Here is a 26,333-nt window from a genome sequence, read left to right as displayed (position 1 = left end):
CGTCAGTTACGTCGGTCCAACGCCGACTGAAGGATGACCACCGCCGACTGTTGGTCGACCACCGGCCTGTGATTTCTGCTCTGGACGCTGGCCTGGCTCAGCTGATGGTGCGCGCTCACCGTGGTGAGACGTTCGTCCTGCAATACAATTTCAGGAACATCGTCTAATTTATAATCTTCGCTCTGGACGGCCGCTTCGAGCCGTTTGGCAAGGTTTGCGGCCCAGCGCTTGGCTTTTTTGGCGCTTTTTCCGGCTTCTCCACTCAAGAGCAGCGGCAGTCCCACAACGACCTTATCGATATCGGTATGGTCATCGATGAAGTCTACGACCTCATCAAGCGTGCGGAAGGAATCACCGTAGGCTTGGATATTGCCTTCGGGGTGGGCGAAGGAGAGCTCAGGGTCGCTTAGAGCCAAGCCGACCCTGGCGTCTCCCAAATCCACGCCCAGCCATGTCATACGATTCTCAGTCCTTGCGAACGGCCTGACGCAGGGCTTTCAGCGCCTCGTCGATCTTGGAGGCATCGGCTCCGCCGCCTTGGGCGAAATCCGGTTTGCCGCCGCCACCGCCGCCGAGCACCTTGGAAGCCACGCGCACGAGATCTCCGGCCTTGTAACCTGCTTTGCGAGCGTCGTCGTTAGTAGCCACCGCCACCATCGGCTTGCCTTGTTCGTTGACGCCAGAAAGCGCGATGACCGCGGACTTCTTGTCGCCGATCTTGGCACGGATATCCATCACGGTCTTGCGTAGCGCGTCGAAGGAGCCAAAGTGACCGACATTGGAAGCTACCAGTTCCACCGGAGCGTTGTCATCGGCTTCCGCTTGGGCAATCAACGCTGGCACTGCAGCCTCAAGCTGCGATTCATAAAGCGAGTTCAGGTGCTGGTCGGCTTCCTTGAGCTTGCTTTCGAGGGCGAGCACACGCTCGCGCAGCTCTTCCGGACGAACCTTGAGTTCGTCGGCCAGTCCAGAGACGGTCTTGTGCTGCTTGTCGTTGAATTCGTAAGCCTTCTTGCCCATGAACGCTTCGATACGACGGACGCCGGAACCCACGGAAGACTCGGAAGTGATGACGAACTCACCGATCTTGCCGGTGGCATCGAGGTGGGTGCCACCGCAAAGCTCACGGCTCCAGGCATCCTCACCGATGGTCACCACGCGCACGCGGTCGCCATATTTCTCGCCGAACAGGTGCATGGAACCAAGCTTCAAAGCTTCCTTGTAATCCATCTCGACCATCGTAACCGGCAAGTCGTCGCATGCGCGTTGCACCACGCGGGCTTCGACCTGGTCGATTTCCTCGCGGGTCATGGCAGTGGGCCACTGGAAGTCGAAGTGCAGGTAGTCAGGAGCCACAAGCGAACCACGCTGGGTAGCTTGCTCGCCGAGCACCTCACGCAGGGCCTTGTGCAGCATGTGAGTGGCGGTGTGGGAACGGGCCAGGCCACGGCGACGTTCCTCGTCGATGGTGGCATTGACCTTCTCACCGACACTGAGCTTGCCTTCCGTCAAACGGCAGCTGTGCACGATGAGGTCCTTAATGGGCTTCTGCACGTCATCAACCTCGAGCACCGCGCCATCGTCGGAAATCATCTCGCCTTCGTCGGCCAGCTGACCGCCCTGCTCCGCATAGAACGGAGTGCGATCGAGTACGATTTCGACATTGGCAGGGCCTTCGACACTTTGCACGCTGCCCTTGCCTTCCTCGAAGATGCCGAGGATGGTGGAACGGCTGGAATGGTCCTTGTAGCCAAGGAATTCGATTGGCTTTTCAAGCGTCTTCTTGAAATCGTCGTAAACACTGACGTCCACGTTGTGACGCTTCTTCAGCGCGTCGGCGCGGGCACGAGACTTCTGCTCGTCCATCAGCTCCTCAAAGCCCTTCTTATCAACCTTGACGCCCTGCTCACCGGCGATCTCAAGCGTAAGCTCGATCGGGAAGCCATAGGTATCGTGCAACGTGAAGGCATCCTTGCCGGAAACTTCGCCGTTTTCGGACTTCTTGGCCTTCTTGACGGCCGTGTCGAGGATGGTAGTGCCGTTCTCGAGCGTGCGGCGGAAGGCGTCCTCTTCGCCGTAAGCGGCTTCGGAGACGTCATGGAACGTATCGTTAAGCTCCGGATAGCTGCGCACCATCGCGTCTTTAGAAACTGGGAACAAAGTGGGCAGCACGGGTTCGTTGACGCCGAGCATCTTCATTGAGCGCACGGTCCGGCGCAGCAAACGGCGGAGCACGTAGCCACGGCCGACGTTGCTCGGGCGCACACCGTCGCTCATGATCATCAGCGCGGAACGCACGTGGTCGGCCACGACACGGAAGCGGACATCCGATTCCTGATCCTCGCCGTACTTGTGTCCGGAGATCTTCTCAGCGGCTTCGATGACCGGATAGATTTCATCGGTCTCGTAAATATTCTGCTTGCCCTGCAGCAGGTAGGCCACGCGCTCGAGGCCCGCCCCGGTATCAATGTTCTTATGCTCGAGCTCGCCGACGATGTGCAGGTCGGTTTTGGACTTGACGTTGTCGACAGCATAGTTTTCGAAGACCAGGTCCCAGATCTCGATGTAACGGTTGTCATCGGCACTGGGACCGCCTTCCTTGCCGTACTTCGGTCCACGGTCGACGTAGATCTCGGAGCAGGGGCCGCCGGGGCCGGGGCCGCCGGTGGTCCAGAAGTTGTCTTCCATACCAAGGATCTCCATGTGCTCCGGGTCCATGCCCTCGTTGACCCACAGGGAGCGCGCCTCATCGTCGTCGGTGTAAGTGGTGACCCACAGCGTTTCCGGGTCGAAGCCCAAGCCACCCTTGTCTTGAGGAGTGGTCAAGAGTTCCCAAGCGTAATGAATCGCTTCGGCCTTGAAGTAGTCACCGAAGGAGAAGTTGCCGAGCATCTGGAAGAAGGTGCCGTGACGGGTGGTCTTGCCGACCTCATCAATGTCGAGTGTGCGCACGCACTTCTGGTTCGAGGTCACGCGCTTGCTCGGCGGGGTCTGCTCGCCCAAAAGGTAGGGAATGAACGGCACCATGCCGGCGATGGTAAAGAGCGTCGTCGGGTTTGGCGAAATCAATGACGCCGAGGGAAGGACCAGATGGCCTTGCTTCTCGAAATAGGTTTGGAACCGGCTGGCGATTTCAGAGGTGCGCATACTTGCTGCTGCTCCTTGCTTTGTTCGCAACGAAACTGTTGCGATGCTACTTATCACATTACATTGAAAAACTTAAATATCGGGAACCGAGCTTTCGATTCCTGCTATCATATAATTCGTTAATAAATAATATTATTTATTACTTTATATCTACCGCAGCCTTGATTTAAATTGTAAAAAACAAATCACTACCGACGACAGAGCCACAAAAGATTAACCGAGCTTATCGGCATATTGCGAATTGAGCTCCTGCTCGCGCGCAAGACGCGTGGCGTTGAACTCGTCGAACAAGCCTCGCAGGGAACGTTGCATCACATGGTCCTGATCGGGACCAAGCACGAACTGACGCGCCTTGTCAGGAGTGTTGGCACGCACATAGGCTTCGGCTTTGGAGACGGCGACCACACCGACGACCACGCCAAGCGACACCCAAAAAATTCGTTTGACCATCGTTACTCCTTGCCGCCTTTCGGCTTCGCTGCAGTGGCTTTGGGTTTCATAGCGCTATTCCCGGCCTGCTCCGCGCTTCTCTGACGCATGAAGCTTTGCGCGGTGGATTTCAGGGCGTAGAACGACGATGCCAGTTTGATAACCGGCTTGCCCAGGAACGAACCGTAGAGATCAGTCAGCGCGCCAATGTTGCCGGCGGTCGTGGAAGCGGCCGAGGAGATCTTGTTGACATCCTCAAGCGACTTGTTGACCTGACGCACTGTGGTCACGCCCTCGTCCAGCGCCGGAATGGCATGGTCGCCGGAATCCTTGACGGTCTGCGCAAGCTGGTCGAACAGCTTGCCCAACCTGATGAGCGGATAGATGAGGAACCCTGCCAGCACAGCGAATGCTATGGCGGCGATAAGCCCTGCGATGTCCCCAATACTCATGAAAGCCTCTTTCCGATACAGTTCCTCGACATTTCAGCCATAATAAAACATAAGATTACCCAACGCCTACGACGCTCGGCCGATAAATCACTGATTGTAAGCGACGACCGTCACCGCGTTTTCGATGGGCTTGCTAGTGTCGAAATCGAGCGTTGTGACGCTGCCGTTCGCAGGTCGCTCGGAAAGATCGTAGCCTGGGCCGGCGAAACGGTGCATGAGGCTTAAAAGCGTGTTGCCGTGCGAAATCTGGAGCACATCGTCGCCGTCCTTGAGCCCGGCGTTCGCGGCAATCAGCGCAAATCCGCCTTCGATACGCTTCCAATATTCCTCATCACTTTCGGCGTCATGGAAGGGATCGGCTTCCTTTAGAAAATCCCTCGAGCCTTTGAGACCGTATTTCTCGACAATCTGGTTGTAGGTCTTGGCACCGTGCGGGGCACCGGCGGCCCACCATGCCATATTCATATCCTGGCCTTCGAAATAGCCATAGAACTGTTCGCGGAAATGCATGTCGGCGACCAACTTCGGGCGCGTATGCCCGTTCTGTTCATTGATATCGAGGATGCGTGCGGCTGTCTGCTCGGCACGGGTGGTGTCTGAACAATAGGCGGCGGCAAAGTCAAGATCCTTGAGTTTCGCTCCGGCTTTGTCGGCGTCGGCGATACCGGATTCGGTGAGTGGGGAATTCGACCAGCCCTGCAAACGGTTATAGCGATTGAAATAGGTCTGCCCATGGCGGACCAGATGAAGATGCAACAACATGGCTCCATTATCGCACATGTTGCAACTGCCTCGACTGCGCCACAGAATGCAAGAAAGAAGACGGGTTTGGCGAAACCGACGATATCGTTTGCACCACCAGAGCCTTGCCTATAGCAAAGCCGGGATACCGGTTTTCATAGATTATCTTGAGATAAAAAATTCAATTTTGTCTATAAATCGTCGCCATGAAACCAACGGCGGAAACGGGTCTTGCGGCTCAAAGGCTTACGCAAATCAGGACGCACGGCCAAGACATGCATCCAGCAATCCGTTACGAACTTATCCACGTTGCCAACAGATTTTCTGGGTACCACCACACAATGGCTGACATCACCAACTCTTATCAAGCCATCAAGAGAATTGAAATGTGCCTTCGACCAAGCGGACGGACCCAGCACAATCGCATGCGGCGTGACCCGCACACACTCCACCAACTTCCATGGGCAACCATCCTCATACACCTTCCCTGACACCCACCGGACCATGTGTATTCCACCTTCGGAAACCGACACACGACACGGAGTACACCATCTAGGACCTTGCACCAGTGAATCATGGCCAATGCCATACGTCACTCTGAAAGCTTCACGTCGACCTTTAAATGCTTTGCAAGCAGCAAACCAAGACGGCAAAACGGGCAACATCCACGGCATCAGTACCATGTGCCTTATTCGGCGAGACAACGCCAAGCAAATCATAAAGACGGTAAGAATCCCAAAAATTACCAAACCAACGTAATTCCAACCCGGACGCAACATTCTGCCACTTATAACCCCTATGCATGACACAGCTAAAAAAAAGATGCTCCCAAATGTACTGAACAGTTGCAAATGACGCGCATAAGCATTTGCCGCATCCACAAACTCATCCATAAGTGGTACCGTCAACGTGAAATCATAATCTTTTGCAAGATTTTCAGAGAATTCTACCCGGGATTTAGCCACACCATTGAGACTACGACTTAACATCGTCAATGCTTCTTGAAGTACCACCGACTTCGTTGACTGCGGACGTAAGCGTTCCCATATCCTTTAAATCAGCAGCAAGCTCAGACCGACCCAACGCCCCATTCTTTGCTTCCCTGAGATCTTGGATATGCAACTGCGTATCATCGGTTTCCCGCTCTCCCGCTGAAATCTCTTGGCCCCACTGCGCGCGTGGTATGCCGGAAAATCGTTCCAGCAGGCTGCCTTGTTGAGCGAACTCAAAACTGATATGGGAAATGTTTTCGCCTTCCCAAACCGAAGTATCCTCGCCCGGATTGGCGTCGAAATCAATCACGAAAAATGCTCCGGCCCCCGGGAACACCTCCAATGCGCGCCAGGGTTGCGGGCCGATGCGTAAATCACGCAACTGAGATGATTCAGCAAGCCTTGTACACCGAAAATCGACACCCTGGATGGTCAAACATTGGTAGTGCCCGATTCGTATTCCCCTCGCCAGATTGACGAAAGGTTCCTCCGGCAGCTTCTTGGCTTCCGCAAACTTTTTGGCATCATATAAGGATCCGCCTATTGCTCCGTTCAACAAAGCCTTTTCGCGAGACTCTTTGACCTTCACTTTCAAGGCCACAGAGGCTTTTTTGAATCCTTTTAAAGTGCCGGTCTCTTCAAGAAAATTATTTTCCCACTGATCTGGCCCGCCCAATCCGATGAGATTATAGCCAAGCTGGTAAGGAACGGTCGAAAACCTACATAACGTGGCATAGCGGGTGCCGAAGTATGCGACGTAGGTACGGATGTCGTCGTGATCATCGTCCGGAGGCATAACGCCGTCACCCACCGCGAAAGCCGTGTCCCGAATCGGCTCGATCAGCTGCTGCAATGCCGGGCATGGAGTGGCGTCGGCATCCACCAGGCCCATGGCAGCGCAGGAATCCACCAGCCGACGACGCATCCAGGTAAACACATCATCGTTTGCGTAACTGGCGAACGGAACGTCCTTCGCCGGTACGACATAGCGCAGGTAATCCGGGCCACCGATCATCGTGTATAGCTGTTCGGAGGTAAACGCCACTTTACGCAACGAATCGATATCCCAATCAGTGTGCTTGCCGACCGAAAACGCGACGCTTTCCACGAGCAGCGACCTTTCTATCCAAACAAATAATATTTAATATAATATAATTATTTTGATGAGCGCTGACGTCGTGGATGAACCACTCGCAAATGTTCTACAAACAGACCCCTATGCCATACTGGTGCTATGACACGATTCTTCACCCGCTGGATCATTCTGACCATAGCCGCTGCCGTGATGGTGCTGCTCATCCCCAGCATGCAGCCAATCGGCACTCCCCCGATTCTCGGCATCGCCGCCTTTGCGCTGTTTCTGGCGTTAGTCAACGCCGTTGTCAAGCCAATACTCAACTGGGTCACGCAGATTTTGGCCTTGCCGTTTTCCATCATGTCGCTGGGATTGATTTCGATTATTCTGCTCTTAATCGTCAACTGGCTGTGCATGCGGCTGGCTTCGTGGCTGGCGGTGTCGCTCTTCGGTGTAGGCGTTTATATTTCAGGCTTCTTCGCCTCGATAATAGGCACCATCATCATGTCAATCGTCTCCGCCATCGTGGATGCCATCATTGGAGAATGACACAATATCGATATCTTAACCGACAACGCCAAGGGCCCTGTGAGCTTGAAACTCACAGGGCCCTTGCGGTATGTCCTAAAAGGAATGGGATTCAGAAATCAGCGAGCGTAGAACTCGACGACGTACTGAATGTTGACCTCGACCGGAATCTCTTTGGTTTCCGGCTTGCGGGTGAGAGTCGCCTTGAGCGAGGCGAGGTTGACGTCCAGGTATCCGGGGACTGCGGGCAGTACATCGCGGTGCACGCCTTCAGCGGCGATCTGGAAGGGAACCATGGTCTGGCTCTTCGGCTTGACCTGGATGGTCTGGCCGGGCTTGACGCGGTAGGACGGACGGTCCACCACGTTGCCGTCGACCATGATGTGACGGTGCACGACATACTGGCGTGCCTGGGCGGTCGTGCGGGCGAAGCCTGCGCGAAGCACCAGGGCATCGAGACGAGTCTCGAGATCGACGAGCATTGCATCGCCGGTCTGGCCCTTGGTGTGGGTGCCCTTTTCATAAGCTGCACGAAGCTGTTTCTCGGAGACGCCGTACTGGGCGCGCAGACGCTGCTTCTCGCGCAGACGAACCGCGTAATCGGATTCGGTGCGGCGACGCGTGCGGCCATGCTCACCAGGAGCGTACGGACGCTTCTCGAAGATGCGCTGAGCCTTGGGGGTCAGTGCAATGCCGAGGGCACGCGAAAGGCGCACCTGACGGCGAGAACGCTGAATGTTAGTCATTCTGTTGTTCCTTTGTATTCTGTCGTTATCTGAACGGAACGCGGAATCATACGAAACCGCGCTGAGCCGGGCCTCTCCAGTGCTTCAAGGCGCCAAGCGCCAACGACATTCACCGTTTGCGCGAAGAACATCGCCGACCCACTGATGGGCTAAGACTCCAGATAATGCCCGCCTTATGGCAGACACAAGCTTTTATTTTACTCGCACACTATGGACGTGCGCCCCATCGAGTTGGACGGGGCGCACGCAATCTGACAATCAAGCCGATATCACTACTTGATGATCTTGTAAATCATCGGATACGGCTCGGCCTTGTCGCCGATCTTGATGCAGCTGTAGAGCAGTTCCTTGATGTCGTCGACATCCTCGCTCTCGCTGCAAATGGTGAGCAGGGACTCGCCTTCACAGACCTTGTCGCCGACCTTCTTGTTGAGCTCGATGCCGACACCGTAGTCAAGCTTGTCGTCGGCCTTCTCACGGCCGCCGCCGAGCTTCATGCTGGCGATGCCTACCTCGTCGGCGAGCATCTGGGAGACGTAGCCGCTGGCCTTGGCCGGCAGCTCGATGCGGTACTTGGCATGCGGCATGATGCTGTAATCGTCGACGACCCGTCCGTCGCCGCCCTGAGCGACGACCATGGCGCGGAACCTGTCGAGCGCAGAACCGTCTTCGATGGTGCGTTCGAGCATCGCGCGCGCCTCGTCCTCGTTGGCCGCCTTCTTGCCGAGCACAACCATATAGCTGCCCAACGTGAGCACCAATTCGAGCAAATCCTTCGGGCCCTTGCCCTTCAAGGTGTCAAGCGTCTCTTCGATCTCCAGGGTATTGCCTACCTTGCGGCCCAACGGCTGGTTCATGTCGGAGATGACGGCCATGCATTGCATGCCGACGCCCTTGCCAATCTCGACCAACGCCTTGGCCAGTTCTTCGGACTTCGGCAGCGTCTTCATGAACGCGCCCGCGCCAGTTTTCACGTCGATGACCAACGCATCGGTGCCGGATGCGATCTTCTTGCTCATAATCGAGCTGGCGATCAGCGGAATCGAATCGACCGTGTCTGTCACATCGCGCAGCGCATAGATCTTCTTGTCCGCCGGGGCGATGTTGCCCGTCGCGCCGATGATCGCGAGTTTTTCGCGCTTGACCTGATCGATGAAGTCCTTTTCGCTGATTTCGACCTGATAGCCGGGAATGGCTTCCAGCTTGTCGAGCGTGCCGCCGGTATGGCCCAGCCCACGCCCGGAAATCATCGGCACGGGAATGCCCGTGGCAGCCACCATGGCCGCCAGCGGAAGGCTCACTTTGTCGCCGACACCGCCGGTGGAGTGCTTGTCGACCTTGATGCCGGGAATGCCGGAAAGGTCAAGCCTGTCCCCCGAGTTCATCATGTCGAGCGTAAGCTGCGAGCGCTCGTGATCGTTCATGTCCTTGAAATAGATGGACATCAGCAGGGCGCTGGTCTGGTAATCGGGAATCTCTCCGCTCACCACACCGTCGACGAAGAATTTGATCTCCTCGTCGCTCAGTTCCCCACCGTTTCGTTTCTTGTCGATAACGTCAACCATTCGCATGGTTCAACACCTCAATCTTCGTAAGTTAATAATTCCTGGGCTATCGCCTGATCGACGATGAATTCGTTGGCATAGCCCGCTTTCATCACCGCACGGATGGCGGGAGCCTTCAAAATCCCCGCAGCCACCACTATCGAGTGCTTCTTGGCTTTCAAATCCGACAGCCCGATGCCGACGGTCCGGTCGTTCAGATCCTTGTTGACGACCTTGCCGTCCTTGTCGATGAAACGCGAGACGACATCACCCACAGCCGACTTCTTCAATGCGGCCTTCTGCTTGGAGTTGAAGTATCCGAGCTGGAACAGCAGTGCATCGTTGCGTACGGTGCCGACGCTGTAGAGGGCGATATTGGCCTTTTTGCCAAGCTCAAGGGTCTGCTTGATGAAACGATCGCGTTCCACGATCTCCTTGGTCACCTTGCTGTCGAAAAACGGCGGCAACGGCAGGAAATGCGGGGTGGCTCCCAAAGCGGAGGCAAGCTCGGTCACACTTTCGTCGGCATACGTATCCTGATAGCGGATATTGATGCCGCCCTTGAGCTGGACGACCGTGGTATCCTCCACCGGATGGTTGTTCAAATGGGTGGTGACGGAATGAATCGTCTTGCCCCACCCAAGACCGATGATGTCACCGGGCCGGATGGTCTGCGTCAGATACTCCGCGGTATAGGCTCCAAGACTGTCCAACGTTGAAATCTCGCCGTTGTAGTTGTTGGGGGCCACATGGATATTCATCTGGTATTTATCGACCAGTTGAACACCCAGATCCTCCGCGTCGACGAAGGGATTGTTGATCTCGATTTTGATGACGCCGGTTTCCCGCGCCAACTTCAGAAGCCGGGAAACCGTGGGTCTCGAAATGCCCAGATTACGGGCAATCTCCGTCTGGTCGAGGGCATCTTCGTAATACAGCCTCGCAGCGGTGATGCTTTGGGCAAGTTTTTTCCTGTCGTATCGCTCACTCATGATTGCTGATAAGCCACCTCCAGGCAAATTTCAATCATCTCGTTGAAGGTGGTCGCGCGTTCTTCGGCGCTCAGCCCCTCATTTGTGCCAATCATATCGCTGACAGTTGAAATGGCCAAAGCCTTGACATGATGCTTCGATGCGAGCAGGTAAAGGCCCGCGGCCTCCATCTCCGCGCCCATGATGCCGTAATCGGCGAGCTTGTTGATATCGAGCTCATCGTCGTAGAAACGGTCTTCGGAGAGGATGTTGCCGACCTTCACCGAGATTCCCTTGGCTTTCGCCACCTGGTAGGAATCCTCGAGAAGTCCGAAGTCCGCGGTGGGCGCGAAATAGACGCCCTGGCCGAAGGTGTTGTGGATGATGGAGGAATCGGTGCTGGCGCTTTGGGCGATGAGGATGTCACGGAGTTTGACGTCCTTGCCCAGGCCGCCGCACGAGCCGACGCGGATAAGGTTCTTGACGCCGAAGTCCTTGATGAGTTCGGTGGTATAGATCGACAGCGAGGGAATGCCCATGCCGGTGGCCTGCACGGAAACGGACTTGCCCTTATACGTTCCGGTGTAGCCGAACGCGTTGCGCACGGTGTTGTAACGCTTGGGGTCGGTCAGGAAGTTCTCGGCGATGTACTTGGCACGCAGCGGATCTCCCGGCATCAATACGGTTTCGGCGATATCACCACGTTGCGCATCAATATGGGTGCTCATTACAAATCTCCTTTAATTTGTATCGGCCACTTCTCAAAGCGGCTAAAGACATTAATTGGTATCGATTCCGACGTACCGCGCCCGTTGCTTCGAAAGAACGTCGATACGATACGTCGGAATTACATCGATATATTTATTTATATATAGATACTACTTGGTTGAGCCTGTTTTCAGCTTCATTCAGCTTAGTTGAGTTCCGAAAGGAAGCTGGTGCCCGGCATGTCGGTCTTCACGCCGAAGTTGTCGAGGACGGTGGCGCCGTAATCGGAGAAGGTCTTGCGGATTCCCAGGCTTCCCGGATGCTTCATGCTCGGCGAATAGGCCAGCAGCGGGACGTATTCCCTGGTGTGGTCCGTTCCCTTGAAGCAGGGGTCGTTGCCGTGGTCGGCCGTGATCATCAGCAGGTCGTCATCGCGCATGTTGTCGAGCACGGTGCCCAGCCTGCGATCGAGGTCCATCAAGGCGTTGCCGTCACCTTCCGGGTTGCGGCGGTGGCCGTACATGGCGTCGAAATCAACCAGGTTGGTGAAGCAGAAACCGGTGAAGTCCTGAGTCATGACGTGGTCGAGATGGTCCATGCCGTCCATGTTGCTCTGGTTGTGGTAGCCTTCGTCGATGCCTTGGCCGGAGAAGATGTCGTTGACCTTGCCGATGCCGATGGTCTTGAAACCGGCCTCACGCAACTTGTCCAGATCGGTTTCGCCCAGCGGCTTCAAGGTGAAGTCGTGACGGTTGGCGGTGCGGGTGAAGTGACCCTTGCCACTGCCGACGTACGGGCGCGCGATGATGCGGCCGACGATGTATTTCGGGCCGTTGACCAGGCTGCGTGCGAATTCGGAGATCCGATAGAGTTCCTTGACCGGGATGATGTCTTCATGCGCCGCGATCTGCAGCACGGAATCACCGGAGGTATAGATGATCAGGTCGCCCGTCTTCATCTGGTGCTCGCCAAGCTCTTCGAGGATCTGCGTGCCGGATTCGGGGCGGTTGCCCACGATCTTGCGTCCGGAGAATTCGGAAATCGGGTCGAGGATGTCATCCGGGAAGCCGTTCGGGAAGAAGCTCAACTGCTGTGTGACGGGAAGGCCCATCATTTCCCAGTGGCCGGACATGCTGTCCTTGCTCACCGAGACCTCTTCCATCTTGCCGAAGCAGCCGATGGGATGCTCGGCCGCGGGTACGCCTTCGATGGGCGTGTCCCTCAGGTTCGAGATGCCAAGCCTTGCAAAATTCGGCAAGTGCAGTTTGCCATCGAAGAACTTGCCGATGGTGCCCAAAGTATCGGAACCTTCGTCGCCGAACTTTGCGGCATCAGGAGCTGCACCGGTGCCGATGGAATCCATTACCAAGCCAAAAATGCGATTGTATTTCATGATCAGTTCTCTTCCGCTCCCTCAAGAATCTTGATGGTCGCGCTGACGCCCAAACGGGTGGCACCGGCATCGATCATCTGCATGGCCTCTTCATAGCTGTGGATACCGCCGGACGCCTTGACGCCCAGGCGATCGCCGACGGTCTGACGCATCAGCGCGACATCCTCGGCCTTGGCACCGGCCGAGCTGAACCCGGTCGAGGTTTTGACGAAATCGGCTCCGGCCTTTTCGCTCAGTTCGCAGGCGCGCACCTTCTGGTCGTGGTCGAGGAACGAGGTCTCGATGATGACCTTCAAAAGCTTGCCCGAAGCGTGAACGGCATCGGCGACGGCCTTGATGTCGGCTTCGACGTTGTCGTCGGCACCGGCAATCAGCTCGCCGATGTTGATGACCATGTCGATTTCCTCGGCGCCGTCCTTGATGGCCTGCTGGGCTTCGAACACCTTGGAAGCAGTGCTCGTGGCTCCCAGCGGGAAGCCGACCACGCAGCAGGTGTTGATGTCGGTGCCGGCAAGCTGCTCGGTGACCAGTGCGGCCCAATAGGCGTTGACGCACACGGAAGCCGTGTTGTACTGCTTGGCTTCGTCGCAGATTCTGACGATATCGGCCTTGGTGGCGTTGGCCTTCAGATAGGTATGGTCGATGTATTTTGCCAATGTTGCTTTGTTCATTATTAATAACCTCTTATTCTTTGGGTAGGGCCGCCGTATTCGTTGCTTTAAGAGGATACGACGACCCGCGAATGACAATTAAATCTATCAGGCCTTCGCCACTTGGCTGTTGGCCTTGCCTGCCTTGTGCCAGACACTGAAGAACTGACCATAGATGGCGGTGGCGGTGTACATCATCGTGCTGACGAGCATCGGCAGAGCCGACGGGCTGTAGCCGTCCTTGAGGGCATAGAACCAAAGAAGGACGTTGACGATGTCTTCAGCAAGCCACAGGGTGTAGGTGTTCGAGACGTGCATCACGCACAGCACCGAAGCCGTAGCGCCGAAGGACAGCACCAGCGCGTCGACCGCCGGCTGCGGATCCTTGAGGATGCGGGCGACCTGGAAGAGGATGATCCATTCGACGGCGATGGCCGCGATGGTGACCATCCAGCCCTTGACATGCAGCTTGCGCACCTTGGCGCCGAAGTCCTCGCCCCAGGTCCTCCACTTCATCATTAGCGGGATATCGATGGCGCAGGCGAAGATGAGCTGATCGACAACGCTCCACCAATGGTGGGCAAACAGATTGACGGTTACGAAGCCGAAGACACTGATCAAGCCGAGGAGCCCGTTGATAGGCGCTCCCACCATCATGTAGACGGTGCAGCCGAGGCCGACCACGGTGGCCAGATAGGTGATGACGGCCTGCCATGTGATCGGGTTGGTGACCAACAGCGCCGTCTGGAAGCCGATGCCGAAGAACCAGATCATGGCGGCGACCAGATTGATCTTCTTGAATTCAGCACCAAGCCATTGAATATAATTGCCTTGGAATCTCTCTTGCGTAGGCATGTACAAATCCTTTCGCCATTAAAAGTTTGCTACTACAATCCGGCATCTTTAACCGAACTGTCTATAGACTATCACTATTTTTACAAATGTAAAGTCTAGATTGTGAACGTTTGTTCTGACCGTTCGAGGTAATGCTGAGGAATAATCGACATTGGAAAGGGTCAAATTAAAAAATTGGCCCGCATTGCATAAAACAATGCGAGCCACTAGTCCAAACAGCCGAAACCACTTGAAAACTGGAATCCGAAAAACTAGAACATACTCAACAGAACTCGGAAATCAATTCACAATTTCTCAATCGGAGCCACGCGCAGCATCAGGCGTTTGACGCCATCTGAGCCGAAATCGACGGTGATGATCGAGTTGCGGCCCTTGTCTTGGGTGTCTACAACCGTGCCCAGGCCGTACTGGTCGTGAGTGATCTTGTCACCGATGCTGAAATCGGAGATGTCCAGTTTGTTGTCTTTTTTGAGACTTGACGCGGGGACAGAACGTGAAGCGGACGCTTTGGGAGCGGTACGACGCGTGGTCACCTTGCCACCACGGGTATGGGAGCCGGAATTATATGACGACGAGCCATACGAAGAGCCGCCGGAAGAATGAGAACCGTAGCCAGAACGCGATGACGAGCTGCGGTAACTGGAACCGGAACCATATAGGGAACGGGAACCTGAACGCGAACCTTGCGACGAACCTGAGCGGGAGCCATAGGATGAACCGTAACCACCCGAACGGGAACCGTAGAAAGAGCCAGAACCATAACTCGAATGACCGGAACCATAGCCGGAACGGCTGGAAGTGCGTGAACCGCCATAAGAAGATGAATCTGAACCACCGAAGGTCGAGCCGGATGAGAAGCCGTCGTCATCCTCCCAACCGCCAAACTCGTCGTCGAAATCACTGTCGCCGGAACCGCCGCCCCAGCCAGAGCGCATGCGTTCGACACCGGCTTCACGCCGTTTCCATTCAATCAGCTCGTCAGGAATCTCGTCAAGGAACTGGCTGGGCATCATGTCGTTGGCCTGACCCCACTGCGAGCGCACGGCCGCACGGGTGACGTAAAGCCGCTGCTTGGCACGGGTGATGCCGACGTAGGCGAGGCGACGTTCTTCGGAAAGCTCCTGTTCGTCTTCAAGCGAGCGTGAATGCGGGAACGTGCCCTGCTCCATACCCGTCAGGAAGACGACCGGGTATTCGAGGCCTTTGGCCGTGTGCAAAGTCATCAGCGTGACCTTGCCCGTATCCTCCCCCTCGCCGGGCAGCTGGTCGGAATCGGCGACCAGCGCGGTGGTCTCAAGGAAGCCGGAAAGCGTAGCATCCGGAGTTTTCTGTTCGAACTCTGCGGCCACTGACTGCAACTGCGAAAGGTTCTCGACGCGTGACTCGTCCTGCGGGTCGGTGGAACGCTGCAGCTCCTCGAGCAGCTTGGATTGGTTGAGCACTTCCGCAACAATCTCGGAAGGCTTGGAATCATGGTCCGAGGCGAATTGCATCAGCCCGCGCATCAGGTCGCGGAACTCGCCAAGCTTGGTACGCGTGCGCGTGGGCAGGTCGGGAATTTCGTCCATGTGTTCGATGCCGCCCCAGAACGGCATGTTGTGCGCTTCGGCGAAGCTCGCGACCATCGATTCGGCCCGCGCGCCCAGCCCGCGTTTCGGCGTGTTCATGATGCGGCGCATGTTGACGCTGTCGGCCGGGTTGGTGATGGCCTGCAGGTAGGCGATGGCGTCCTTGACCTCGCGGCGTTCGTAGAATTTCGTGCCGCCGACAAGCTGATAGGGAATCCCCGCGTTGATCAGTGCCTCCTCGAGCGCCCGCGACTGCGCGTTGGCACGGTACATAATGGCCATGTCGGAATAACGATACCCGTTCTCGCTTCTCAGATTGGCAATCTCGTTGGCTATCCAGCCGCCTTCCTGCTGCGCGTTGTCGGCCGCATAACCGACGATCGGCTCCCCTTTGCCGAGCGAGGTCCACAGCTTCTTGGGCTTGCGACCGGTGTTCTTGGAAATGACGGCGTTGGCCGCGTCGAGGATGGTCTGCGTGGAACGGTAGTTCTGCTCGAGCATGATGGTCAGAGCGCCCGGGAAGTCCTTTTCGAAGTCCTGGATGTTGCTGATATCGGCGCCGCGGAAGGCGTAGATGGACTGATCGGAATCGCCTACGACGGTCACCCAAGCCGGGCCTTCGCGTCCTGCGACCTGCTGGTTTCCTGCAGCCGAACCCATGGCCGGCCGGTCGGCGCTATCAATACCGGAAAGCTCACGCACCAGCTGATATTGGGCATGGTTGGTGTCCTGGTATTCGTCGACAAGAATGTAGCGGAACTTGTGGTGATAATAATCCGCTACTTCAGGATGGTCATGCAAAAGCTCGACAGTACGGACGATCAGGTCGTCGAAATCAACAGCGTTCGCAGCGGCAAGACGATGCTGGTATTCCGCATAAACCACGGCGTATAGCGCCTCGGCATTGTCGTAACGACCCAGCTGATAGCCCTGCTGGCCGGGCGTATAGTCCGGAGCGTAGGTCTTGAGCAATTCCTTGAAACCGACCAGCTTGTTCTTGTAATCGGAAATCTGGGCGAGGATGGCGCGCGGCGTATAGCGTTTCAGGTCGACGTTGAGACTGGTGCCGATGAGCTTCACCAACCGCTGACTGTCGGCGGTATCGTAAATGGAGAAACCGGAATTGAGACCGATGGTCTTGCCATCCCGCCGCAGGATGCGTACGCAGGCGGAATGGAAGGTCGAAATCCACATATGTTCGGCCACCGGGCCAATCAATGTCTCCAAACGCTCGCGCATTTCGGCGGCGGCCTTGTTGGTGAAGGTGATGGCGAGAATCTGGCTGGGCCACGCGCCGAACTGCGAAAGAATCCATGCCACACGCCGAGTGAGCACGCGGGTCTTGCCCGAACCGGCCCCAGCCCCGATCAGCAGCGCCGGCCCGCGATACTGCACCGCCTTCGCCTGCTGTTCGTTCAGGTCGCCGACCAGTTCGTCGGCGCTTCGTGCAATCAAATCCGGATCCTGTGCCACACCCATTCCCTTCGAAAAAGCCGTTTCGCGAGCGCCCGAACCCTGGCCCGCCCGTCTGCCATAGGACTTCATTTTTATCACACACAGTTGTCATCGAGCCGATTGACCAAAAACGAAATCAAGGACACCTCAGCAACAGACGACTATTGAAAAATACGGAGTTTCTGAGCCATATCAAGGATTGAGGGAACGTTCGACGAAATTTTCGATAGCCCTTATGCCGTTATCTATAAATAATGAATATAAATGATATATATCATCACTTTTCAGTCCGATTCACCTTCGTCACATGCACTGATTATGCTCGGAGACCATATATGCGCCTTGCTTGGGGCATCGGCGCGACGAACTTACCGACGGAAACGAGAGGAAGACATGAAGGAACTTGAAGACAGGATTCGTCGGGACGGAACCGTCAAGCCGGGCGACGTGCTCAAGGTCGACGCCTTTTTGAACCATCAGTGCGACGTGACGCTTTTCAACGACATGGGTGCGGAGTGGGCCCGCATCTTCGCCGGCAAGAAAATCGACAAGATCCTGACCATCGAGGCCAGCGGCATCGGCATCGCGTGCATCGCGGCGCAGCATTTCGGCAACGTTCCCGTCGTTTTCGCCAAGAAGACCCAGTCCATCAATCTCGACGGCGACCAATACACGGCACGCGTCTATTCCTACACCAAGCAGAAGGAATTCCCGGTCATCGTCTCCAAGCGCTTCCTGACCGAAGGCGAGCACGTGCTGCTGATTGACGATTTCCTCGCCAACGGCAAGGCCATGCACGGGCTCATCGATATCTGCAACGAGGCGGGCGTCGTCATCGAAGGCATCGGCATCGCCATCGAAAAAGGCTTCCAGCGCGGCGGCAAGGAACTGCGTGCAGCCGGTTACGAGGTCGCCTCGCTTGCCATTGTCAAGGCGATGGACGGAGAAAAAGGCACCATCGAGTTCGCCTAAGTTTGGCAATTGCAATAATCTGATTCGATAATCACATCAAGCGGTTTGCAGGGATAGATTTTCCTCGCAGCCGCTTTTGTTTTATTGTGCATCGAACATGGATAAACCGAAACGAATCCGGACGAGCCAGAACGAGCCGTATTTCTTAAAGAAACACCTAAAACCCGGCTGCCCACTGCCGGGCGTACACTTTTCTGCTGTCAGCACTATCTCAATTTCATCGTGAAAAGAGACCCTTTGAGCACTGATCAGCACGGCATTCAAAATAACGCCGAATCATCGAATAGCAATCCATCAAATAATGAAGGCGAAGCCGCGCCCAAAACGTCGACGGCTTCATCAACCGCACAAGCCACGTCTGCTATGCAGAACTCGCCGGTTCTGCCTGCTTCATCTGACACACAGACCGCATCAGCAACGCAGACTTCATCACCTTCTTCAACCACGAAGGTCTCAGCTACTTCAACTGCAGCACAGACCAATTCCGGCCAGAAACCGGCTTTAGGTCCAGCCTCTCATTTGCCGTGGCGAAAACGCAACGCCAACAAAACCGCAACAGCAGCCAACAGTTCCGCAACGCCCAAAACCAGCACCGAAGAAGCACTGACAAGCCTTGACGGACAGATTTCCTTCTGGCGGGGCATCCCCTTCGGCCTTCAGCACGTCATGGCAATGTTCGTCGCCAACCTCGCCCCGATCTTCCTGGTCACCGCCGCCGCACATCTGACGCCGGCACAATCCGCGATGATCATCCAGAACGGCCTGCTGGTCGCCGGCCTCGGCACCTGTCTGCAGCTCTACCCGCTTTGGCGCGTCGGCAGCCGCCTGCCCATGGTCACCGGCATCTCCTTCACGTACGTCGCTGCGGCCACCGCCATCGTGGGCAAACAAGGCTACGGGGCGCTTGTCGGAGCCGTTATCGTCGGCGGTCTGCTGGAGCTGATTCTCGGTCTTACCGCACAATTCTGGAAGAAATACGTGCCGCCGATCGTCTCCGCGATTGTGGTCACTTCCATCGGCTTTTCGCTGCTTTCCACCGGCGCTTCATCGTTCGGCGGCGGTGCCGGAGCCAAGGACTTCGGCAGCTGGCAGAACCTCACACTGGGCCTGATCTCGCTGGTCGCCTGCCTTGCCTTCCAGCTTTTGATGAAGGGCACTGTCAAGCAGCTTTCGATTCTCTTCGGTCTCGTGGTCGGCTACATCGTCGCCATCTCCTTCGGCAAGGTCGATTTCTCCGGATTCCAGCACCTGCAGATCGTCAGCGTCCCGCATTTCATGCCGTTTGCCCCGACGTTTGATATCGGTTCCATCATCTCCTTCGCGCTGCTTTACGTCGTCTCTTCAGTTGAGGTTTTGGGCGACACCGCCGCGCTTTCGCAGGTCGGCTTGAACCGTCTGCCCACCGATAAAGAGACCTCCGGCGCAATTGCCGGCGACGGCCTTATCTCTACGGTTTCCGGCCTGTTCGGCTGCCTGCCGCTTACCTCGTTCGCCCAGAACATCGGGCTGGTGGCCGTTACCAAAGTCGTCAACCGCAAGGTCATCCTCTCCGGCGGCTTGATTCTCATCCTCGCCAGCTTCGTGCCGGGCGTAGCACAGCTCTTCAACTCGATGCCGCAGGCGGTGCTCGGCGGCTGCACCATCATGATGTTCGGCAACATCATCCTCTCCGGCTTCCAGATGATCGCCGAAGCCGGTTTCAGCCAGCGCAACACCACCATCGCCGCGCTTTCGCTTACGATCGGCATCGGCTTCACGCAGGTCGGCGGCATCTTCGCCCAGTTCCCGCAGCTGTTCCAGTCGATCTTCGCCACCAACTGCATTGCGGTCTCGTTCGTGGTCGCCGTAGTCCTGAACGCCGTGCTCCCCAGCGAATCGCACTTCTTGGTCAATGCGCATAGCGGCTCCGACGAAAACGGCAGCACTGAAACCAAGGACTGAACTCGAACAGGCATCTTTGCCCGGAATATCACATTTTGGTGCTGGTAAACGGATTCTTGACCATATTAATAATCCGTTTACCAGCACCAATACTTTTAAATGCTGGCAAAAGGACTTTTAGTACATGTCAGGGTCTGTTTACCAGCACTACTGCATTTCGTTGCTGGTAAACAGCACCTCAATCTTGCCGACAGTCCGTTTGCCAGCATTACTGATTTTGGTGCTGACGGATCAACTTGAAGCTCATATCAGAATCCGTTTACCGGCACCAAACGCAGTCGCTACTTGGCAATGCCCATGTACTCGTTGATGATGTCGTCGTAGATGCCGATGAAGTCGAAGTACATCTGCTTGGGCAGGCTTTCGTTGACGCAGTGCATCGTGTCGTTGCCCGGCCCGAACATCACGTAAGCGGTGTCCTTCGGACTGTCGAGCAGGAGCACGCTGCCGTCGGTGCCGCCGGAGACGCCGAACATCGGGATTTCGGCGGGCTTGCCCTGCTCCTTCAGATGTCGCTCCCCCACGGACTTGACGATATCGACGAGCTTGGCGTCCTTAGGTCCGATGACCGGGATGATATCCATGCCCACCGTGTAGGAAACGGTCGCCTTGTGGCTCTTGTTGAATTTGGCCACTTCCTCATCGAGAATCGCGAGAATCTCCTTGTTGCTGAACTCGGGGATGATGCGGATATTAATCTCGGCGCTGGCGGATTCCGGAATGGCGTTGACCTGCTGGCCTCCGCGGATGACGTCGATGTTGTAGACGGTGTCGCCGAGGTCGGGGTTGCTCTTGCCCGCCGCAGCAGCCTTGATACGCTTGGAGATGACGTCAAGGAACTCGAGCAGGTTCTCCACGGCGTTGATGCCAAGCGCCGGCGTGGAACTGTGTGCAGCCTTGCCCTTCATGGCAATATTGAGGTTGAGCTCGCCCTTGGTGGCGTAGACGATGTTGTAGCCGGAAGGCTCGCCGACCAGCAGCGCCTCGACGCCCTTCATATAGCCTTGCTTCTCGAGTGCTTCGGCACCCGGCATGCCGACCTCCTCGCCAGCGGTGACCAGGAAGCGCACGGTGCCGTGCATCTGATCCTCGTGCTTTTTGAGGTTGAGCATGGCGAAGACCATGGCGGCCAGCCCGGCCTTCATATCGGTGACGCCGCGGCCGTAGATCAGATCGCCCTTCTCGGTGATTTCGAACGGGTCGGTCTTCCAGCCTTCCTGCTGAGCGGAAACGGTGTCCATGTGCCCGGTGATGCCGAGGATCGGCTCGCCGTGGCCGAGTTCGGCAACCAGGTTCGCGCGGGTCGGGTCTTCCTCGAGCGGCAGCACCTTGCACGGCACGTCGGCAGAGTCGAAAATCGCCTTGATCTCATCGGCGACGACCTTCTCGTTGCCGTTCTCGGTATGCAGCCCGACGAACTTCTTCAGCAGGTCCATGGCTTCGTTTTCATTCATATTGTTTCCTTTCGAAGGTGACAGATTGTTCCACTTCCCATTTAATCACGCTTTCGCGTCTTGGATATTTCCAAGCAGACAATAATGTCAGACAAACGACGTTCGCCCAGACCCAAGCTCCTCTCGGAGAAAAACGTCTTACATTCCCTCAGGTGTACACTTCTTGAGTTGTTGCATATCCTAAAAGAAAAGTTGGTGATATTTCATGGAAATCGGATCGCTTGCCGAATGGGCCACAGCCGTCGCCGAGACCGCCGCGGTATTGGTCGCCTTGTTCCTCCCCTATTTCGAGCGCCGTCGCGCCGACAGGAAAAGCACAAGAAACCTCAAAATCATGCTGCAGGGCATCGTCAGACGCGCCGTGGCGGACAATGATCCGAAATCCTTGGAGACCTTCATCAACGTCTCGTCGTTCACCGATGCCGGCGAACGCGACAAGGAAACGCTGGACGTCGCCCGCCAAATACTCGAGCTGTTCAAATCCGATAACGCAGACATCGAACGTCGCAACCGCGAAATCGATTCGCTGCTCGACGAGATCCGTCCGTAATACGTTTCGGTTTATCGCTGGCTGGGGTTGTGGCTGCCGGGATTCGGATCGTCGAACGCATTGAGTCGTTCCATATCCTCACCGCTGATAGTGAAATCGACCTGCGTGTTGGATACGATATGTTCGCGGCTGGTGGCCTTGGGCAGCGGCAACACACCGTTCTGCAGGCAGAAGCGAATCGCGAGCTGGGCGGTGGAGACTCCGTACTTTTCGGCCATCGCCTTGAGCTCCGGATTGCCGAGCAGCCCACCGGTGGCAAGCGGCGAATAAGCCTCGATCAACAGTCCGTGTGATTGGGCGCACGTCCTGTTTCTCGGCTCGGTGGCACCAACATAATATTGAATCTGGTTGACGGCCGGCGTCACTTCGGCGTGATGAAGAATATTCTTCAAATCAAGATTATCGAAGTTCGACACCCCTATCGCGCGTACCCGACCGGAAGCGTAGATTTTCTCCATTTCACGCCAGACAGCCAGGTTCTCCTCGTCCATGCGCATGTGCCCGGCGTGACTCCATGGCCAGGGAGCGTGAATCAGGTAGAGGTCGAGCGTCTCGAGCCCGAGGTTTTCCATGGTCTCCTCGAAATGCGGCAGCACCCCGTCGGCCTTTTTGACTTCGGCCGGAAGTTTCGAGGTCACGAAAATCTCGTCGCGGGCGATGCCCGACTCGCGCATGGCACGCCCGACGCTGCGTTCGTTGCCATAAACGTAGGCGGTGTCGATATGGCGGTAGCCGGCGTCCAGCGCCATGCGCACGGAATCGTAGGCCACGTCGCCATCGGGAATCTGCCAGGTGCCAAACCCTATCTTGGGAATGCGAACACCGTTGTTGAGCTTATAGGTATCGGTAAGAATCGTCATCGCTTCTGCCTTTCAGTTTCGCTGTGCAACCGATGCTATTCAGTCTAGCCCCTCGTAGATATCTCGATGACGAATGATGACCAGACCGGCGGTGAACATCGCGATGATGACGATGAGGACGATCACGATGATGGGTGTCCACGTGTGCAGCAAACCGTTGAGCGCTCCCAGCGCAACGGGGCCAATAGCGGCGAACAGATAGCCGCCGGACTGTGCCATTCCCGACAGGCGCGCGGTGTCGGCCGCGGACGTGGTGCGCTTCTGGAAGAAGACGATGCAGATGCTGAACGAAGCGGCGGTCGCCAGCCCCATACATACCGCAGAAACCACATTAAGCGGCAGGTTCGCGCCAGGAATGAGAATCCCGAGGATTCCCAAAGCGAAACCTCCCCCGGCGATGCCGTTGACGATGGCCAGTCCGTGCTTGCGTTCGGCGATGAGCGGCACCGTCATGGTCAGCGGCATGCCGCTCAGTTGGAAGAGCGTGGCGAGGTTGCCCGCAACGACAGCGCTGAAGCCGGCCGCCTGCCAGATCGACGGCAGCCAAGTCAGCAAAGAGTAATACAACATCGACTGCATGCCGAAGTAGGCCAGAATCATCCACGCCAGCCGTGAACGCCACGGTGTCCTGTCGACCAGCGGACGACCATCGTTCTTCACTTCAACGTCGGTCTTGCCTTTTGGTCCGGAAATCCAAATCAGCAGCCAAGCGGCAAGCGCGATCGGCCCCAGCACAGCGAAAAGCCCCATGCTGCCCTTGAGCCCAATACGAGAGGCAACAATGCCAGAAGTGGCGGTGCCCAAGGAGGCGACCAACACCTGTGCGGTGGTGTAAAGAGTAGTTTTGCCCGCCACGCTTTCAGGGAAACGATCCTTGATGACCGCTGGCAGGAGCACATTGCCGCCCGCGATGCCGATGCCCAACGCGGCGGTGCCGACCAGCAGCGCCCAGACCGAGGGAATGATGCGCAGGTAACTGCCGACGCTCAGCACCGCCAACGCCATCACCAGCACTTTCACACTGCCGTGTTGCGCACCGGCCTTGCCCATCAGCGGCGAGGCGAGCGCAAAAGCCAAAAGTGGAATAGTCGTCAGAAGCCCGGCCAGCGAAGTCGGCAGACCGATTTCGGCTTTGAGATCGGGAAGCAATGGCGGCATCATGGTGATCGGCATCCGCAGGTTCGCCCCGGCCAATACCAGCCCCAGAATGACCAACCCCGTGCGTTCGCGCTTGCTCACCGCTATCCCCTTCCGGTTTTTATAGATACCTTATTGTTTATTGCACACAAATCAATGATGCCCTTACGTCGAAACGCAGGGCATCATTTTCAATGCTCAACAATCATGCGATGGAAACGACCGACGTCACTCCCACTCGATGGTGGCCGGCGGCTTGGAGGTGCAGTCGAGCACGACGCGGTTGATGCCGCGGCATTCGTTGGTGATGCGCGTGGAGATCGTGGCGAGCACGTCGTATGGCAGTCGGTACCAGTCGGCGGTCATCGCGTCGTCCGAGGAAATCGGGCGCAGCACGATCGGCGAACCATAGGTGCGCTCATCTCCCTGCACTCCCACGGAATGGACGTTGGCGAGCAAGACAACCGGGCACTGCCAGATGTCGCGGTCGAGACCGGCCTTGGTCATTTCCTCACGTGCGATGGCATCGGCCTCACGCAGCAGGTCGAGGCGCTCCTTGGTGACCTCGCCGATGATGCGGATGCCCAGGCCCGGGCCCGGGAACGGCTGACGCCACACGATGTTGTCCGGCAGACCGAGCTTGGTGCCGATGGCGCGTACCTCGTCCTTGAACAGGCTGCGCAACGGCTCGATCAGCTTGAACTTGACATCCTTGGGCAGACCGCCGACGTTGTGGTGCGACTTGATGTTGGCCGCGCCGTCGCCGCCACCGGATTCGACGACGTCCGGATACAGCGTGCCCTGCACGAGGAACTTGACTTCCTTGCCGCGGGCGCCGGCCTCTTCGAGGACCTGCTTTTGGGCCTTCTCGAAGGTTCGGATGAACTTCTCGCCGATGATCTTGCGCTTGCGTTCCGGCTCGGTGACACCCTTCAAAGCAGTCAGGAACTCCTCGGAGGCATCCACTTCGATAAGCCGGATGCCCGTGGCCTTGACGAAATCGTGACGGACCTGCTCGGCTTCGCCTTTGCGCAGCATGCCGTGGTCGACGAAGACGCAGGTGAGCTGGTCGCCGATGGCCTTGTGCACCAACGTCGCCGCGACGGCGGAATCGACACCGCCGGAAAGCCCGCAGATGACCTCAGCGTCGCCGACCTCCTCGCGAATCTTTTTGACCTGCGTGTCAATGATATTGTCGGCATCCCAGTCGCTGGGCAGCCCGGCGCACTTGTGCAGGAACGTGGAGAGCAGCTCCTGGCCAAGCGGGGTGTGCTTGACTTCGGGGTGCCATTGCACGCCGTAGAGCTTACGGGACTCGTCCTCCATCGCGGCCACCGGCGCGCCTTCGGTATGCGCGAGCACCTTGAAGCCTTCCGGCGCCTGTTCGACGGCTACACCGTGGCTCATCCACGTGGTCTGATCCACAGGGGAACCGTCCAGCACGCCTTCGGCGTCGTCGATCACGGCCTCGGTTTTGCCATATTCGCCGAGCGCCGCCTTGTCGACCTTGCCTCCCAGTTCGTTGGCCATCACCTGGAAGCCGTAGCAGATGCCCAGCACCGGTACCCCGACCTCGAAAATCTTCTTGTCGATCTTTGGAGCGCCCGGCTCATAAACCGAAGCGGGACCGCCGGAAAGGATAATCGCCTTCGGGTCTTTGGCCAGCATCTCGTCCACCGGCATGGAATGCGGCACCAATTCGGAATAGACATGCGCCTCACGCACGCGCCGCGCGATCAACTGAGCGTATTGCGCGCCGAAGTCAACGACAAGCACTGGACCTTTTGCCATGGATTCTCCCCTATAGATATTTCGGTATGAAATTGATGTAAAGTAGTGTCCATTCTCGCGGTTCAAGGCGACAAAATCAAGTGTTTGCGCGGTGGGTGCGGAACAAACAAAAAACAACATCACAAAAAACAACACGCCGCGTGAACTTTCTGTGAATCGAACATCGAAAAGCGTTGGCATTCGGGAATTTGTGGCTCAATTTCAACGTTTGTAAGTCGTTTTTTTACGTTCGAAAAGCTAACATATTTTTTGTAGAATACTACATTATTTAACAAAAATATCCCAAGAGCGCACATAGATGCAAAAAAACGTCCAAAAAGTCTGAGTCGCCACGTAAAATCTACAGCGATTGGGCAAGAACCCTGAACGTCAAT

At 56.6% G+C, this 26,333-nt stretch carries 23 protein-coding genes; 4 read left to right on the top strand and 19 right to left on the bottom strand.

Going from position 1 to position 26,333, the window contains the following annotated elements; genetic code table 11:
- Positions 1 to 2: 2 nt before the first annotated feature.
- From ruvX to OZX62_RS04275, 7 genes are all read right to left on the bottom strand, one after another.
- Positions 3 to 458: a Holliday junction resolvase RuvX gene (gene ruvX / locus OZX62_RS04305; RefSeq protein WP_277176792.1), complete on the bottom strand. Its 456-nt coding sequence runs from the start codon at positions 456 to 458 to the stop codon at positions 3 to 5.
- A 7-nt stretch (positions 459 to 465) separates the two neighbouring features.
- Positions 466 to 3,147, bottom strand: a complete 2,682-nt coding sequence (gene alaS, locus OZX62_RS04300) for an alanine--tRNA ligase (RefSeq protein WP_277176791.1) — start codon at positions 3,145 to 3,147, stop codon at positions 466 to 468.
- Between the two features lie 213 nt (positions 3,148 to 3,360).
- A complete protein-coding gene (locus OZX62_RS04295; protein ID WP_277176790.1) occupies positions 3,361 to 3,597 on the bottom strand; it encodes a hypothetical protein in 237 nt (78 codons plus the stop codon).
- A gap of 2 nt (positions 3,598 to 3,599) precedes the next feature.
- Positions 3,600 to 4,028, bottom strand: a complete 429-nt coding sequence (locus OZX62_RS04290; protein ID WP_277176789.1) for a DUF948 domain-containing protein — start codon at positions 4,026 to 4,028, stop codon at positions 3,600 to 3,602.
- An 87-nt stretch (positions 4,029 to 4,115) separates the two neighbouring features.
- Positions 4,116 to 4,790: a histidine phosphatase family protein gene (locus OZX62_RS04285; protein ID WP_277176788.1), complete on the bottom strand. Its 675-nt coding sequence runs from the start codon at positions 4,788 to 4,790 to the stop codon at positions 4,116 to 4,118.
- 170 nt (positions 4,791 to 4,960) lie between these two features.
- A complete protein-coding gene (locus OZX62_RS04280; RefSeq protein ID WP_277176787.1) occupies positions 4,961 to 5,782 on the bottom strand; it encodes a hypothetical protein in 822 nt (273 codons plus the stop codon).
- On the bottom strand, positions 5,745 to 6,869 hold the full coding sequence (locus tag OZX62_RS04275) for a hypothetical protein (RefSeq protein WP_277176786.1): 1,125 nt from the start codon (positions 6,867 to 6,869) through the stop codon (positions 5,745 to 5,747). Before OZX62_RS04275 ends, OZX62_RS04280 begins: the two co-directional genes overlap by 38 nt.
- A 126-nt stretch (positions 6,870 to 6,995) precedes the next feature.
- On the opposite strand from OZX62_RS04275, the gene OZX62_RS04270 reads away from it, so the two are divergent.
- Complete coding sequence (locus OZX62_RS04270) at positions 6,996 to 7,385, top strand: phage holin family protein (protein WP_277176785.1); 390 nt, start codon at positions 6,996 to 6,998, stop codon at positions 7,383 to 7,385.
- A 98-nt stretch (positions 7,386 to 7,483) separates the two neighbouring features.
- Here OZX62_RS04270 and rpsD read toward each other — a convergent pair whose 3' ends face one another.
- The 8 genes from rpsD to OZX62_RS04230 all read right to left on the bottom strand — a co-directional run bounded on the left by rpsD (position 7,484) and on the right by OZX62_RS04230 (position 17,272).
- Positions 7,484 to 8,110, bottom strand: coding sequence for a 30S ribosomal protein S4 (gene rpsD / locus OZX62_RS04265; protein ID WP_277144570.1), 627 nt, complete (start codon positions 8,108 to 8,110; stop codon positions 7,484 to 7,486).
- Positions 8,111 to 8,382: 272 nt separating this feature from the next.
- Positions 8,383 to 9,681: a pyrimidine-nucleoside phosphorylase gene (locus OZX62_RS04260; RefSeq protein WP_277176784.1), complete on the bottom strand. Its 1,299-nt coding sequence runs from the start codon at positions 9,679 to 9,681 to the stop codon at positions 8,383 to 8,385.
- A gap of 11 nt (positions 9,682 to 9,692) precedes the next feature.
- Positions 9,693 to 10,646, bottom strand: a complete 954-nt coding sequence (locus OZX62_RS04255; RefSeq protein ID WP_277176783.1) for a sugar-binding transcriptional regulator — start codon at positions 10,644 to 10,646, stop codon at positions 9,693 to 9,695.
- The gene (gene deoD / locus OZX62_RS04250; RefSeq protein ID WP_277176782.1) at positions 10,643 to 11,353 is read right to left on the bottom strand and encodes a purine-nucleoside phosphorylase; all 711 of its coding nucleotides are present in this window, start codon (positions 11,351 to 11,353) and stop codon (positions 10,643 to 10,645) included. Before deoD ends, OZX62_RS04255 begins: the two co-directional genes overlap by 4 nt.
- A 185-nt stretch (positions 11,354 to 11,538) precedes the next feature.
- Positions 11,539 to 12,726: a phosphopentomutase gene (locus OZX62_RS04245; protein WP_277176781.1), complete on the bottom strand. Its 1,188-nt coding sequence runs from the start codon at positions 12,724 to 12,726 to the stop codon at positions 11,539 to 11,541.
- Between the two features lie 2 nt (positions 12,727 to 12,728).
- Entirely contained in the window at positions 12,729 to 13,397 is a 669-nt protein-coding gene (deoC, locus tag OZX62_RS04240) for a deoxyribose-phosphate aldolase (RefSeq protein ID WP_277176780.1), read from the bottom strand.
- An 87-nt stretch (positions 13,398 to 13,484) separates the two neighbouring features.
- Complete coding sequence (gene pnuC, locus OZX62_RS04235; RefSeq protein ID WP_277176779.1) at positions 13,485 to 14,231, bottom strand: nicotinamide riboside transporter PnuC; 747 nt, start codon at positions 14,229 to 14,231, stop codon at positions 13,485 to 13,487.
- Positions 14,232 to 14,515: 284 nt separating this feature from the next.
- Entirely contained in the window at positions 14,516 to 17,272 is a 2,757-nt protein-coding gene (locus OZX62_RS04230; RefSeq protein ID WP_277176778.1) for a UvrD-helicase domain-containing protein, read from the bottom strand.
- A gap of 375 nt (positions 17,273 to 17,647) precedes the next feature.
- Here OZX62_RS04230 and OZX62_RS04225 point away from each other — a divergent pair, with 375 nt between their 5' ends.
- Together OZX62_RS04225 and OZX62_RS04220 are read left to right on the top strand one after the other, a co-directional pair.
- Positions 17,648 to 18,226, top strand: coding sequence for a xanthine phosphoribosyltransferase (locus tag OZX62_RS04225; RefSeq protein ID WP_277176777.1), 579 nt, complete (start codon positions 17,648 to 17,650; stop codon positions 18,224 to 18,226).
- 237 nt (positions 18,227 to 18,463) lie between these two features.
- Positions 18,464 to 20,167 carry a nucleobase:cation symporter-2 family protein gene (locus tag OZX62_RS04220; protein ID WP_277176776.1) on the top strand — a complete coding sequence of 568 codons (1,704 nt, stop codon included), beginning with the start codon at positions 18,464 to 18,466 and terminating at the stop codon, positions 20,165 to 20,167.
- A 281-nt stretch (positions 20,168 to 20,448) separates the two neighbouring features.
- Here OZX62_RS04220 and OZX62_RS04215 read toward each other — a convergent pair whose 3' ends face one another.
- Entirely contained in the window at positions 20,449 to 21,621 is a 1,173-nt protein-coding gene (locus OZX62_RS04215; protein WP_277176775.1) for an ArgE/DapE family deacylase, read from the bottom strand.
- A 205-nt stretch (positions 21,622 to 21,826) separates the two neighbouring features.
- Here OZX62_RS04215 and OZX62_RS04210 point away from each other — a divergent pair, with 205 nt between their 5' ends.
- The gene (locus OZX62_RS04210; RefSeq protein ID WP_277176774.1) at positions 21,827 to 22,171 is read left to right on the top strand and encodes a hypothetical protein; all 345 of its coding nucleotides are present in this window, start codon (positions 21,827 to 21,829) and stop codon (positions 22,169 to 22,171) included.
- Positions 22,172 to 22,182: 11 nt separating this feature from the next.
- Here OZX62_RS04210 and OZX62_RS04205 read toward each other — a convergent pair whose 3' ends face one another.
- The 3 genes from OZX62_RS04205 to guaA all read right to left on the bottom strand — a co-directional run bounded on the left by OZX62_RS04205 (position 22,183) and on the right by guaA (position 25,959).
- Positions 22,183 to 23,031: an aldo/keto reductase gene (locus tag OZX62_RS04205; RefSeq protein ID WP_277176773.1), complete on the bottom strand. Its 849-nt coding sequence runs from the start codon at positions 23,029 to 23,031 to the stop codon at positions 22,183 to 22,185.
- A 39-nt stretch (positions 23,032 to 23,070) separates the two neighbouring features.
- Positions 23,071 to 24,270, bottom strand: coding sequence for an MFS transporter (locus OZX62_RS04200; protein ID WP_277176772.1), 1,200 nt, complete (start codon positions 24,268 to 24,270; stop codon positions 23,071 to 23,073).
- Positions 24,271 to 24,396: 126 nt separating this feature from the next.
- On the bottom strand, positions 24,397 to 25,959 hold the full coding sequence (gene guaA / locus OZX62_RS04195; protein ID WP_277176771.1) for a glutamine-hydrolyzing GMP synthase: 1,563 nt from the start codon (positions 25,957 to 25,959) through the stop codon (positions 24,397 to 24,399).
- Positions 25,960 to 26,333: the final 374 nt, after the last annotated feature.

The organism is Bifidobacterium sp. ESL0690 (assembly GCF_029392315.1).
Taxonomy (GTDB): domain Bacteria; phylum Actinomycetota; class Actinomycetes; order Actinomycetales; family Bifidobacteriaceae; genus Bifidobacterium.
The sequence above is the reverse complement of the archived record's forward strand: the minus strand, read 5'-3'. Positions and strand labels throughout refer to the sequence as shown.

Coding starts and splice junctions, on each gene's coding strand:
- ruvX (WP_277176792.1), bottom strand. CDS start 458: ATGACATGGCTGGGCGTGGATTTGGGAGACGCCAGGGTCGGCTTGGCT.
- alaS (WP_277176791.1), bottom strand. CDS start 3,147: ATGCGCACCTCTGAAATCGCCAGCCGGTTCCAAACCTATTTCGAGAAG.
- OZX62_RS04295 (WP_277176790.1), bottom strand. CDS start 3,597: ATGGTCAAACGAATTTTTTGGGTGTCGCTTGGCGTGGTCGTCGGTGTG.
- OZX62_RS04290 (WP_277176789.1), bottom strand. CDS start 4,028: ATGAGTATTGGGGACATCGCAGGGCTTATCGCCGCCATAGCATTCGCT.
- OZX62_RS04285 (WP_277176788.1), bottom strand. CDS start 4,790: ATGTTGTTGCATCTTCATCTGGTCCGCCATGGGCAGACCTATTTCAAT.
- OZX62_RS04270 (WP_277176785.1), top strand. CDS start 6,996: ATGACACGATTCTTCACCCGCTGGATCATTCTGACCATAGCCGCTGCC.
- rpsD (WP_277144570.1), bottom strand. CDS start 8,110: ATGACTAACATTCAGCGTTCTCGCCGTCAGGTGCGCCTTTCGCGTGCC.
- OZX62_RS04260 (WP_277176784.1), bottom strand. CDS start 9,681: ATGCGAATGGTTGACGTTATCGACAAGAAACGAAACGGTGGGGAACTG.
- OZX62_RS04255 (WP_277176783.1), bottom strand. CDS start 10,646: ATGAGTGAGCGATACGACAGGAAAAAACTTGCCCAAAGCATCACCGCT.
- deoD (WP_277176782.1), bottom strand. CDS start 11,353: ATGAGCACCCATATTGATGCGCAACGTGGTGATATCGCCGAAACCGTA.
- OZX62_RS04245 (WP_277176781.1), bottom strand. CDS start 12,726: ATGAAATACAATCGCATTTTTGGCTTGGTAATGGATTCCATCGGCACC.
- deoC (WP_277176780.1), bottom strand. CDS start 13,397: ATGAACAAAGCAACATTGGCAAAATACATCGACCATACCTATCTGAAG.
- pnuC (WP_277176779.1), bottom strand. CDS start 14,231: ATGCCTACGCAAGAGAGATTCCAAGGCAATTATATTCAATGGCTTGGT.
- OZX62_RS04225 (WP_277176777.1), top strand. CDS start 17,648: ATGAAGGAACTTGAAGACAGGATTCGTCGGGACGGAACCGTCAAGCCG.
- OZX62_RS04215 (WP_277176775.1), bottom strand. CDS start 21,621: ATGAATGAAAACGAAGCCATGGACCTGCTGAAGAAGTTCGTCGGGCTG.
- OZX62_RS04210 (WP_277176774.1), top strand. CDS start 21,827: ATGGAAATCGGATCGCTTGCCGAATGGGCCACAGCCGTCGCCGAGACC.
- OZX62_RS04205 (WP_277176773.1), bottom strand. CDS start 23,031: ATGACGATTCTTACCGATACCTATAAGCTCAACAACGGTGTTCGCATT.
- guaA (WP_277176771.1), bottom strand. CDS start 25,959: ATGGCAAAAGGTCCAGTGCTTGTCGTTGACTTCGGCGCGCAATACGCT.